At 42.7% G+C, this 12,830-nt stretch carries 9 protein-coding genes; 8 read left to right on the top strand and 1 reads right to left on the bottom strand.

Annotation, left to right across the window (positions count from 1 at the left end):
* Nucleotides 1-83: 83 nt before the first annotated feature.
* The 8 genes from ATS75_RS14235 to ATS75_RS14200 all read left to right on the top strand — a co-directional run bounded on the left by ATS75_RS14235 (nt 84) and on the right by ATS75_RS14200 (nt 12,209).
* Entirely contained in the window at nt 84-2,369 is a 2,286-nt protein-coding gene (locus ATS75_RS14235) for a TonB-dependent receptor (protein WP_058561083.1), read from the top strand.
* Nucleotides 2,370-2,501: 132 nt separating this feature from the next.
* On the top strand, nt 2,502-3,164 hold the full coding sequence (locus ATS75_RS14230; protein WP_058561082.1) for a response regulator transcription factor: 663 nt from the start codon (nt 2,502-2,504) through the stop codon (nt 3,162-3,164).
* A 189-nt stretch (nt 3,165-3,353) separates the two neighbouring features.
* Nucleotides 3,354-4,838, top strand: coding sequence for a serine hydrolase domain-containing protein (locus tag ATS75_RS14225; RefSeq protein ID WP_152996227.1), 1,485 nt, complete (start codon nt 3,354-3,356; stop codon nt 4,836-4,838).
* Between the two features lie 157 nt (nt 4,839-4,995).
* Nucleotides 4,996-6,273, top strand: coding sequence for an HlyD family secretion protein (locus ATS75_RS14220; RefSeq protein ID WP_058561080.1), 1,278 nt, complete (start codon nt 4,996-4,998; stop codon nt 6,271-6,273).
* Nucleotides 6,270-7,022, top strand: coding sequence for an ABC transporter ATP-binding protein (locus ATS75_RS14215; protein WP_058561079.1), 753 nt, complete (start codon nt 6,270-6,272; stop codon nt 7,020-7,022). The genes ATS75_RS14220 and ATS75_RS14215 overlap by 4 nt, the downstream gene beginning before the upstream one ends.
* Nucleotide 7,023: 1 nt before the next feature.
* A complete protein-coding gene (locus ATS75_RS14210) occupies nt 7,024-9,468 on the top strand; it encodes an ABC transporter permease (RefSeq protein ID WP_058561078.1) in 2,445 nt (814 codons plus the stop codon).
* Between the two features lie 69 nt (nt 9,469-9,537).
* Complete coding sequence (locus tag ATS75_RS14205) at nt 9,538-10,917, top strand: sigma-54-dependent transcriptional regulator (protein WP_058561077.1); 1,380 nt, start codon at nt 9,538-9,540, stop codon at nt 10,915-10,917.
* The gene (locus ATS75_RS14200) at nt 10,917-12,209 is read left to right on the top strand and encodes a sensor histidine kinase (protein WP_058561076.1); all 1,293 of its coding nucleotides are present in this window, start codon (nt 10,917-10,919) and stop codon (nt 12,207-12,209) included. The genes ATS75_RS14205 and ATS75_RS14200 overlap by 1 nt, the downstream gene beginning before the upstream one ends.
* Here the strand turns inward: ATS75_RS14200 and ATS75_RS14195 are convergent.
* The gene (locus tag ATS75_RS14195) at nt 12,206-12,715 is read right to left on the bottom strand and encodes a DUF2569 domain-containing protein (RefSeq protein ID WP_058561075.1); all 510 of its coding nucleotides are present in this window, start codon (nt 12,713-12,715) and stop codon (nt 12,206-12,208) included. The two genes, ATS75_RS14200 and ATS75_RS14195, sit on opposite strands and share 4 nt — an antisense overlap.
* Nucleotides 12,716-12,830: the final 115 nt, after the last annotated feature.

Below are 12,830 nucleotides of genomic sequence, written 5' to 3'. Positions count from 1 at the left end.
TTTTTATAACTATCTTCTACATTAAATGCAGGTGACATGAGCAATTAAACAATCAACAAAGACAACAAAAACAGGAACACACCATGATTAAGCTCAATCAAAAGATTACCCCGGTTACATTGGCCGTTTCTCTTGCACTATTGAGTGCTAACGGTACTGCACAAGAACAAGCTAGCGCAGTGAAAGGCGAACTAGAGCGCATCGAAGTAACCGCACGCAAAACTGTAGAAAACTTACAAGAAGTCCCTGTGGCAGTGACCTCTATTGGCGCACAAGAATTGGCCGAAAACGGCATTAGCGTGATGACCGAAGTGCAACAGTTTTCACCTAACACCACGTTGCAAGCCAGCCGCGGTACCAATTCAACCATCACGGCATTTATTCGAGGGGTTGGCCAACAAGACCCACTGTGGGGTTATGAACCCGGCGTTGGTATTTATATTGATGACGTATATTTAGCGCGCCCGCAAGGTGCGGTACTGGATTTGCTCGATGTACAACAAATTGAAGTATTACGCGGCCCACAAGGCACGCTATATGGCAAAAATACCATTGGTGGCGCAATTAAATATGTAACCAAGGAAATGAGTGGCGATGCTACACTCAATGTGCAAGGCACCGTAGGTAGCTACAATCAAAAAGATTTAAAAATTACCGGACAACTGCCACTTGTTGATGAAAAGCTCTATGTTGGCTTTGGTTTTGCCACTTTGAACCGCGATGGTTTTGGTGAGTTTTTAACATCAGACCTTGATAATCAAGACCGCGAAAACTACAACAAAGACGTCACCGCAGCACGCGTAACGTTAGAGTACACACCCACAGACGACTTATTTTTTAGACTCGCGTGGGACAAAACTGAAGATAAATCTAACGCCAAAGGCGGCTATCGTTTACTACCAAGCTTACTCACTGATGCACCTGTGCCAGATAGCGTATACGACTCTTACACCAGCATGCCAACATGGAATAAAGTGGAACTTGAAGGCTATAGTCTTACTGCGCGCTGGGATATAAGTAACAGCACCAGCTTGAAGTACATTGGTGCTAGCCGCGAAAGCTACTCACCAACAAATATTGATTTTGATAATACCTCTATCCGTATTTTTGATGTACCCGCTATTTATGATGACGAGCAAACTACCCATGAGTTACAACTAAATCATCAAGGCGATAACTACAAACTTGTTTCTGGGTTGTACTACTATGATGGCCAGTCATGTGGTCAGTTTGAAGCTATTTTAGAAGAACTCGGTAAAAGCTTAGGTGCACCGGGTCTTACGCGTGAAGTAAGTGGGTGCAGCAATTCCACCAGTAAAGCTGCCTACATCCAAGGTAGCTATGACTTTAGCGATAAATGGTCAATGACTTTAGGCGCTCGCTACACCCAGGACAGCAAAGAGGCGACGGTTAATAACGGCCTCATCTTCGATACTGTTTACCCTGAATCAGGGTGGGTGCCTGGCTATGTTCGTCCAGAGGGCGACTTGGTTCCGACTGTCCTGGATGACAGTGAAGACTGGTCTCGTTTTACGCCACGCGCTGGTGTTGAATACCAATACAGCAATGACATTATGTTCTTTGCAAGTTACTCACAAGGCTTTAAATCCGGCACGTTTAACCCACGAGCAACCACAGCAGAACCTGCCGCAAGACCTGAAGTGGTTGATTCAATAGAAGTGGGTATGAAGAGTGAGTGGAACAAAAACCTACGCGCTAATATCACTGTCTTCACGCTAGATCATAAAGACCGTCAATATATCTCTATTTTACCTGGCGATAGTGCCGCTGATTTAAATCAACGATTAGGTAATATTGGCGAATCTAAGTCTGATGGGGTTGAATTAGAGCTCAGTTATGTTGCAAGCGATGCCCTAACGTTTGATGCATCAATCGGTTATATCGACAGTAGTTTTGAAAACGTGATTGATACTAACCCTGATACCGGTGAAACATTCGATAAATCAGACCGTTTTAGTGTCTCGAATACCCCCGATCTCACCTTTAATTTAGGCGCAACCTATCGTATGTATACTGACATGGGCGACTTTGTTATGAACGGTAACTACTATCACCGTGGCGATTACTCATTGTTCGAAGAAGATAGCTTACTTACCCAAGATGCATATGGACTACTCAACCTTGGTATTACTTGGTACAGCACAGATGGCCAATGGAGCGCTGGCTTATACGGTAAAAACCTTACTGATGAGCAATACATGATTGGTGGCTATCAATTTGTCACCCCCGATCCAGCGGCCCCTAATGATGTGAGCAAGTACACGCCTGGCCTTGGCGGAGACAATACCTTGATAGGCTACTACGGCGATCCTCGTACCGTGTCATTAACGGTTGGCTACCGCTTCTAAGTGGGTGTTACACCCAAATCACTCAATATACGGTTGGTTTAAGTACCAAGGTTTATCTGGTATTTCCCTCACAGGTAAACCTTGTTTCAACCCAAGAAATCACTTATAACTTATTGCCTTGGAGTTTTAGGAATGTCTTTCGCTGTGAATACCATTATTGCCGACGATCACCCCTTGTTTAGAAGCGCATTACGTCAAGCAGCAGCCACGTCAGTGCCCGAAGAACATATAAAAGAAACCTGCGATATTGATGGTTTATTCACTTTATTAGCGCAGCACCCTGAAATTGAGCTGATTTTTTTAGATCTCACAATTCCCGGCGCTAATGGCCTACAAGCACTGTCGCAACTGCGAAATCGCTACCCTGACATTTTAGTTATTATGGTGTCTGCAAACGAAACACCGACCATTATTAAACAAGCCATGAGTTTAGGTGCAGCAGGCTATATTCCAAAGTCATCATCATTAGATGTTATCAGTGAAGCCATCGAACATGTGCTCAATGGCGATACCTGGCTGCCTCCGTCGGTTGATTTAACCGACGTGGTCGTTAACGACGAACAAAGTAATTTTGCACTTAACCTCGAAAAACTCACACCACAACAATATCGCGTGCTGGCTATGATTGCTGACGGCCTACTTAATAAACAAATTGCGTTTGAAATGTCGATTCAAGAAACCACTATCAAACAACATGTATCGGCCATTTTGCGCAAACTAAATGTGTATAATCGCACCCAAGCAGGCATTTTATTTAACCAGCTATCTCAAATAGGAAAAACAGAAGGTAGCTAACAAGCTACGCATACGCCTCCGAGTATTAAGTAGCAATTCCCATATTTGGGAATTAGCACCACATAAAAAAATCAAAAAGCATAATTTTCAATAGTTTAAAGTTGGCACATTCCTCGCTACCCTGCTCATAACGTAAGTTAAAAATTTTTATCTCACACATAAATCAAACAAAACACTAAGGACAATCACGTGTATACAGCGAGCAAAGCACTGGGTAAAAACCGGATATTGCACAGTTTTACCTTTTTCATCTTTATTTTAAATACGTTTAGCGTCAATGCTGATGAGCTTGATCAGTGGATGCAAACACTTATGGATAAACGCAATATTCCCGGCTTACAACTCGCCATTGTCAAAGATAATAAAATAATAAAAGCAGCCCATTATGGGCACGCGAATATTGAAGATGATATTACGGTTGACTCAAACACCTTATTTTCAATTAATTCAGTCACTAAAGCCTTTGTTGGCGTTGCTTTAATGCAATTAGTTGAACAGGAAAAACTACACCTAGATGCCCCTATCTCCACATATCTACCTGAGCTACCTAAGTCGTGGCATGGCGTAACGATTAAACAATTGATGAGTCACACTTCGGGTTTACCGGCTATTTTGAAAGACGATGTGGGTAACTTAATCTCTGATCTTGCGCCGCAGGATGCCTGGCAAAAAGTACAATCATTAACTATAGAGTTTGAAAAAGGCAGCCGTTTTAAATACAACCAAACTAATTATATTGTCATTGGTCAGCTAATTAATACGCTATCAGGTATGCCATTTCAGGAGTTTATCGTAAAAAATCAGTTACAGCGGGTTCAAATGAACAGAACCATTGACGCTGGTTTTAACAACCTTAATAACGTCGTTAAGCAATCAGCAAGGCGATACGAAAGCCATGGCGCAACACTTATAAACTTAAGAGAAGCCACTTTCTCTCCTATGTTACAAACAGCAGCGGGTATGGCATCAACAGCCACTGAAATAGCAAACTGGTTAATTGCATTACAAACTAACCAATTGATCAATGATAACAGTGTACGCCAAATGTGGACTCCAGCCCGGTTAAATAATGGTAATACGCAAGGGTTTAACAGGCTCTTAAATGGTTATAGCTTGGGTTGGCCAGTCATAAGACGAGAAGCACACCCGGCAATCGCGGCCGTTGGTGGAAATAGAGCGGGTGTATTTATTTACCCAGAAGATAATATGTCTATCGTTATTTTAACCAATTTAGCTGGCGCACTTCCCTCACAGTTTGTTGATGAAATTGCCGGATTTTATATCCCACAAATGAAACGCGAGAATGGTTTTGGTTTAGCTAAAAATATAAAGCTATTATGGCAGGCTCTTGAAGCTCAGGGCTATGACAATGCTATTGCAGCTGCGCACACCTTAAGCCAAAAACATCATATCCAGTTTAATGAAAACAATCTTAATTTGTGGGGCTACTCACTGATTAGCCAAGAAAAACTACATAAAGCCTTGGCTATCTTTAAACTTAACACGCATTTGTTCCCACAAAGTTACAACACCTTTGATAGCTTAGCTGAAGCCTATTGGCACCTTGGAGACTACCAACACGCCATCGCAAACTATAATCAGGTACTGAAACTCCAACCTGGTAACACACATGCGCGAAAACAATTAATAAAATTAGCCAAGCTTGATCAATAAGCTTAGCACACCTCTCGTCCCACTTTTGATTTCACTCTCCCAAAAGTGGGAAACACTTTATTCCCAAAAAATAAAAACACTATAAATTCAACACCTTAATAATTGGCATACTCCTCGCTTCAGTGCTTACTAAGTAGAACACAATGAAGTACAACCAATGGATTTAGATAGCACCTTAAAACCTAGCAGCAAGCCAAGTCAGCGTAAAAAGCTCCTTATTGGCGCGTTGCTTTTTAGCCTCATACTGGCCATGTGGCTGATAAAATCGTGGCTTGCTCCCACATCATTGCCTGCCACACAGTTGCAAATTGCCAGCGTGATGCAAGCTGATTTTGTTGTGAAAGTGAAAGGCTTTGGCCGATTAAAATCAAAATATCAACGCTATTTAACTAATACCGATGTTGCCATGGTCGAGGCCATTCATGTATATCCCGGCACACGAGTGAATAAAGATACGATTATCGTTAGCCTTGTAAACCCTCTGCAGGCTCAGCGTCTATCTGTTGCACGCCTGGAACTGGCACGACAAAAAGCCAGTGTTAGTGAGCAAGAAATCAATCAACAGAGTCAGTTACTTGAACGTGAAGCCAATTTAACCATTTTGCAAAGTGAACTTGAAAGCGCCCAACTTAGAAGTGAAGCGGAGAGTCAATTAATCGAACAAGGTATCGTATCGAGCTTAGATTACAAACGCAGCTTACTCACCGTAAAACAACTTCAGCAACGGGTTGAGATTGAAAAAAAACGCCTCGCACAACTCGCGCAAATGCACCTACAGCGCAGCAAGGTACAACAAGAGCTATTACGCCAATTTGAATTAAATTATCAAGTACAACAACAGGCTTTTGATGACCTTCAAGTGACAGCAGGCATTGACGGTATGTTACAAGAACTCAATGTAGAACTTGGTCAAAATCTAACTCCCGGAACCCGCTTAGCCGTAGTCGGTTCAGACACGGCTCTAAAAGCGGAGCTAAGCATAAAACAAAGTGATGCTGAAAAAATAGCACTCAACATGGTCGCCAGCGTGAATACATTTAGTCGCTCCAAACAAGGTGAGGTTAAGGCTAAAGTCACCCGTATCGATCCTATTGTTAGTGATGGTCGTGTCATGATTGAGCTTGATCTCATTGGCGAATTACCTGCTAATGCGCGCCCCGACTTAAGCATTGAGGGACATGTTATAAGCAATGTCATTCCAAACGCACTGACCATCAAATTACCGCAAAAAGCACAAGCGCATTCAAAAGCGACGCTTTTTAAACTTAATCCAACCACTCATTTAGCCACCCCAATAAATATTGAATTTGGTACACTCAGTGACAATACGATTCAACTTTTAGACGGCGCGACAGTGGGCGAGCAGCTGATCATTTCAGATCTTTCTAAATGGCAGCATTTGGCAACTATAAAAATCGAACAGGAAAGTTTATGAACAACAACACGCTTATCTCATTAAAGAACATCGCCAAGGTTTATCGCAGCCAAAATGTTGAAACCTATGCCTTAAAAAACATCGACCTGACTATTCATGAAGGTGATTATATTTGTATTAGCGGCCCTTCAGGTTGCGGAAAGTCAACGCTTTTGTCTTTACTCGGTTTGCTAGACAGCCCCACTGATGGTCAATATGCAATAAAAAATGTCGACACCAAAACCCTTGATATGGACCAACAAGCCGAGCTGCGTAATCTACATATTGGTTTTATCTTTCAGTCATTTAACTTAATCGATGAACTGTCAGTATTTGATAACGTCGCCCTGCCGCTGACTTATCGCGAGCCTGCGATGAGCCAAGCTGACATTAACAATGCAGTAAAACATGCGCTTGATGAAGTTGAAATGGGCCACCGCGCACAACATAAGCCCAACCAGCTCTCTGGTGGTCAACAACAGCGTATTGCCATTGCTCGCGCACTTGCCGGTAAACCCAGCATTTTATTGGTCGATGAGCCAACCGGTAACCTTGACTCTAAAAATGGCGATGCAGTGATGGACCTACTCGATGCACTTAATCAAAAAGGCACCACCATTTGCATGGTAACCCATGACTTGCGCTACGCAGGGCGAGCAAAAACTCAACTAAAACTCCTCGATGGCGAAATTGTCTCTTACTCGCACGCGCGCGAAAACCAAGCAAGACCTAAAGCCAACTTAGCAACAGACAGTGTCGAGGTCGTTTAATATGAGTCGTTTAACTAAAACGCGTAGCCAACTACGCTTAGCATGGGCATCACTGATGAGTGCACCGGGATTCGTCAGTGCTGTTGTCTCAACACTCGCACTGACTTTAGCTGCATTATTTGTCGTACTAAGTTTAGTGAATAGCTACTTTTTAAAACCGCTCGATGTATTTGATGAGAGCCGCATGGTGGTGGTTGAGCAAAGCCTCACTTATGATGATTATGATGCGGTTGGCTTTCAAAGTTATCAATCCATAGTGCACTGGCTTAAGAACAATAAATCCTTTGAAAATGCATTTATTATCAATGCCAGTGAAATGATTTTTAAAAACATTGCAGGGGAGCCCAAAGAAGATATTTTATATGTCAGTGGCGAATATTTTGAGCTACTCAATACAGAATTTATCCTCGGGCAGCCTTTTAGTAGCGGTGACACACTAGAGCAGGTTGATGACAGTGTGGTTATTTCAGAACGATTTTGGCGTGAACATTTAAACAGTGACCCTGATGTAATTGGCACGTCACTACAAACACTCGGCAGTATTAGCTACACCATAAAGGCCGTTGTGTCGGAAGAATTTAGCCCGTCATATATGATAAAAACAGGCCTGGTTGATGTATGGCTACCAATGAGCACTGACCGTCGGTTTTTCCACAATGATGAATGGCAAAGCCCGTGGACTAATACCTTTAGAAATTTAAAATTGATCGCCGTATTAAAGCCTGGCGTCACTAACGAGCAAGTAAAAACCGACTTAAAAACCCAAATTGATACCATTAAATCTGAGTGGCTAAACAATGGCGGCATCACAGATGTGAACCCTGTTGTCACACCGTATCGCGAGGTTGAACTGGGTAATAATGATAAACTGAGTTTAATGATGCTTGCCGGTGCCTTAGGCTTATTTATTATTGCTGTACTTAACGTAAGCACGTTATTTTTCTCTCGTGCCTTGGCGCAACACAAAACATTAGTACTGCAAGCTGTACTGGGCGCAAAACGTAACGTTTTATTTAATAGTATTCTATTGCAATCACTTATATTGATGACTATCTCAGTTAGCATTGCGCTGTTTTTGTCAGTCTGGGGCATTAGGCTGTTTAAAGTATTAGCACAAGGCCGTTTACCGCTGGTAAACAGCCTAGCCGTCGACACCAGCTTGGTGCTCATTGCCATTGCCATCTGTATTGCCTTGGCTTATGTATTTTCAATCATTACAGCCCGCTTAATTAACTACAAAACCCTCAGTGGCCAAATGCAAAGTAGCGGTAAAGGCGGTGTATCACAGGTCTCAGGTCGCACCGTGCGCATATTGATCGGTAGCCAAATGTTTGTTGCTGCTTTATTAGTGAGTTTTTCAGTGATGATTGTCAGCAAGTCTCTTGAAACCATCAACCGCCCACTCGGTAGCGATACAGAAAACCTATACTTTGCCCAACTTTTTCAAGCAGATAATAATGCAACATTGCCTGAGCGCTATGAGCAACTTAAGCAATATCAACAAGTACTAAAAAATAGCGACGGAATCAAAGATGTGGCTATCGGCCACAGCCCAGTAACGCCAAGGCAAAATGCCAATACGCTGACCGATGTTGAAGGAAAAAGCTCTATCTTCTTCCCAAGCCAATGGGTCGGGCCTGAATATTTTGATTTAGTAAACACCAAGATACTCGCTGGCCGCACTTTCAGTGAACAAGCTATGCGCGGGGAAACAAATGAGCTATTGGTGTCTATCAGTGTTGCGAATTGGTTATTGCCCGATCAAGACTACACAAATATTATCGGTAAAAGTTACCAAGGCTTAGAAGATAAAATGTTTGAAATTGTCGGGGTAACCGAAGATTTCAATCACCCTAAGTACTATGATGAGTCGTTTGGTCGGCACATGTGGTGGCCAGCGACACCATGGAGCTACATGTTTACGATCAAAATGGACGCCGGTACCACACTTAATAATGAAAAAATATTAAACCTACTCAGAGAAGCTAATAGCCATTTAACGTTATGGCAATTTAAAGACTTACAGCAAGAGTATGATGGCCTACTCTACATGAGCCGTTTAACTGTTGCGCTGTGTAGTACCTTGGCACTATTCACTTTACTATTAGCGGCCATTGGGATATTTGGAGTACTTAGCTACAACCTAGGTCTGCGCCGCTATGAGTTTGGAATTCGTATGGCACTGGGGGCTAAAAAGGCACGTTTATTTAAACTCATGGGTAAAGAGGCCATCACTCCTGTGTTAATCGGTTTTACGCTAGCGCTTATTATCGTAGTAGCAGGTTACTTTATCTTGCAAGAAGAGCTTGTCTCATGGTTAATTCTAGACGTGCGCTTGCAATTAATGGCCTGGTTTATCACCTTGATTATTGCAATGTTTGCCTGTTTTAGGCCACTATTGCTGTTAATTAAAGCCAAACCCATGGCCGCGCTTCGTAACGACTAAGTAATGTAAGGCCACAACCAAGCAAAAGCACGCTGCTTTTGCTTGGTTGAGATAGAGTAAAAATAAAAAATGGACTCAATTTTAGTTATCGACGACCAAGCCGATGTTCGTATGGCCGCCATAGTGGCATTAAACCAACTCGGCTTACAGTGCATAGAAGCACAAGGCCCTGAGCAGGCACTCGACATGATTAATAGCAATGCTATCAGTCTGATTTTACTCGATATGAACTTTCGGCTCGACACCACCTCAGGGGAAGAAGGGCTGCGATTTTTAAAACAACTTCAAACACGTGGTTCTACAATCCCTGTCGTCGTTATGACCGCATGGGCAAGTGTTGATGTAGCAGTAAAAGCCATGCAATTTGGTGCGGTCGACTTTGTCGAAAAACCGTGGAATAACGTGCGACTCAGCGCTGTGGTACAGCAACAATTGAAGCTGAAAAAAAGCAATCATGATAATGCCTGCTTAAAAGCGTTAAACGACCCACAAACTGCCGATTACATTGCCTATTCCCCAGCCATGCAACAGTTATTGCAGCGTGCTAAACGTGCTGCAAAAACAGATGCCAGCATACTGATCACGGGCGAAAATGGAACCGGAAAAAGCTTACTCGCGCACTACATTCATCAACACTCTAACCGCTGCGAGCAACGCTATGTGAGCGTAAATATTGGTGCGATTGCGCCAACACTCTTTGAGAGCGAGCTATTCGGTCATAAAAAAGGCGCCTTTACTGACGCCAAAGAAGACCGGCTCGGTCGTTTTGAAATAGCCAATGGCGGCACCTTGTTTTTAGATGAAATAGCCACGCTACCTCTAGCATTACAAAGTAAAATGCTGCGCGTACTAGAAAGCAAAGAATTCGAAGTATTAGGTTCAAGCCAAACCCAAATAGCCGATGTACGTATTATTGCTGCCACCAATGCAGAACTAGCACAAGCGATTGACAATGGTGAGTTCCGTCGCGATTTACTGTTCAGGCTCAACACCATTGAACTGCATATTCCACCGCTACGCGAACGAATAGAAGATATCGTCGAACTAGCTAATCACTTAATTAAAACCCACAGTAAAAAATACCAACGCCAAGGCATGTCGCTTTCATCTGAGGCAACCACTGCTCTAACTCAATACCCTTGGCCAGGCAATGTTCGCGAGCTAAGTCATTGTATTGAACGTGCAGTAATCATGAGCGATAATAACACCATTCTAGCTGCTGATTTGATCCTTGAACAACCTAGCAGCGAAGCCCCTATCAACCATTCAACCACTAATACTTTGCCGCTGCTGCCCCTTGAAGAATTAGAAAAACAAATGATTCAAAAGGCATTGGCTCAGTTTAATGGCAACGTGATTGCTGCGGGTGAATTCTTAGGCCTAAGTAAATCAGCCATCTACAGACGAATTGATAAACATCAAATCGATTTAAAAGACTCAGGTTTATAATGCCAACGGTTCGCTCTTTAGAGCAGCGCCTAAAACGCATCGGCTTTTTAATTGTTTTTATCGTGCTTACATTATGTATATTGCTCGCATTTAGCTGGGATTTCGATTGGTTTGCAAGCTTCAGCCTTTTACTGCCTATCGCAGCTATAACGGTAACCGCGCTGGTCAAAAGCTATACATTGACTGTTGATGTTATCGAACGATTTGGCATTCAACTTGACGCATTGGCGAATAATGAGAGTAATAGCTGGCACTTAGCGCAATATCAAGGCGGACGTGTTGCAACCCTTAAAAAAGACTTTACTAAGCTGAGTAATAAAATAGCGCAAAATAAGCGCCATTATATGCAAACCGAAGAGTTCGTGTTTGAGTTTGCCAGCATGCTTGATTTACCTATTGTTATTTTAGACCCTCACGGGCAAGTTTACTTTACCAATCACGCATTCTTAAACTGCTTAACGACCCCTAATATCGATGGACTCAGCGCAGAAGAACTTGGCTTAATTCAACAGGCGACAGGTTGGCAGCAACATGAAGAATCACAGTTTAAACAGCGTTTTCAACTCTCGTCTCAGGTGTTTTGGCGTGCAGGTCGGTGCTTTGAATTACTCACTTTATTTTCGATTGAGCAGCAACTGCGTAAAAATGAACAAGACATTTGGCAACGTTTGATCCGCGTACTCAACCATGAAGTGCGCAACTCCTTAACGCCTATTTATTCCATGAGTCAGTCACTGCAAACCATGAAACAACAAGGGCAAATAACCACTTCGCCCGACCTTGCCCAAGATATGCTTCAGGTAATAGAAAAGCGCGCCCAACACTTGCTCGATTTTGTCAGTAGCTACAGTGCGTTTTCAAAACTACCCACGCCAAATAAACAGCAAATCAATAACGAGCAAGTAAACTTACGGCTACAGGCAATATTCCCAGAACTCGTGATTCACTCATCTCAGCCAGTTAATTTTACAGCCGATTTAGGCCAGCTTGAGCAAGCACTGATCAACCTGATAAAGAATGCCTTTGAAGCGGGCGGTAATACCCCTCCTGCGCTAAGCTGGCAGCAACATACGCACGCTATTGTGATAAAATTGACCGACTGCGGAACCGGCATTGCTAATCCTGACAACCTATTTGTGCCGTTTTATTCAACCAAAGCACAAGGCGCTGGAATCGGCCTCGTAATCAGTCGTGAATTGATACGTAACCAAGGGGGCGAGTTGCAATTACTGGCCAATCCACATGCTGTGGGCACACAAGCAATTATTACGTTATCGATACAACCGAGTTAGTTTACAAAGGTGGCCTTTACCCGCTCAGAAATAAGCATATATGGCACCCAAATGACAACAGTGATTACACCTCGTATTACCTCCATGTTTGTTTCTTTATCAAAAATAGGTGCATCCGGTATGACTAGTCTAATTGCAAAAGCATCAACAATAATAAACAGCAAACTCGATACGGCAATGCCAATATACCACTTAGGAAATTCTACTTTTTTCTTGAAAAACAAAAGAATCAGATACATAGATGCAATTATAAACACGGCATTGAAAAGCATTTCGCTGATCAGTAGAGGAGCCCAAAAAGGGTTATAAAACTCACCAAATTGAGACGTCAGAGATTGCCACGTACCTGAAGTGAACAAATCAGGGTAGGTATTCAGCATAAAGGTGATTAATCGAAATGGCGCGACTACGACGCCAATAGCGACCAATATGAGCCACCCTTTAATACCCGCTAAATCGTTTGTTATATTACTTTGTATTGCAGGTGTTATTTTTGTTTCTTCCATGGTAATTCCTTTTTTCTTTAAAATCGCAGATTTAGAGGCGATTTTCCAGCGTTTAATTTAACAAAAAGCACGACTCTTATTTGGCTTATAACACGTTGCTTGGTAATCTACCTCT

Source organism: Pseudoalteromonas sp. H105, from assembly GCF_001469215.1.
GTDB lineage: Bacteria > Pseudomonadota > Gammaproteobacteria > Enterobacterales > Alteromonadaceae > Pseudoalteromonas.
Note: the sequence above shows the minus strand (reverse complement) of the source record. Positions and strands in the feature narration are given on the sequence as shown.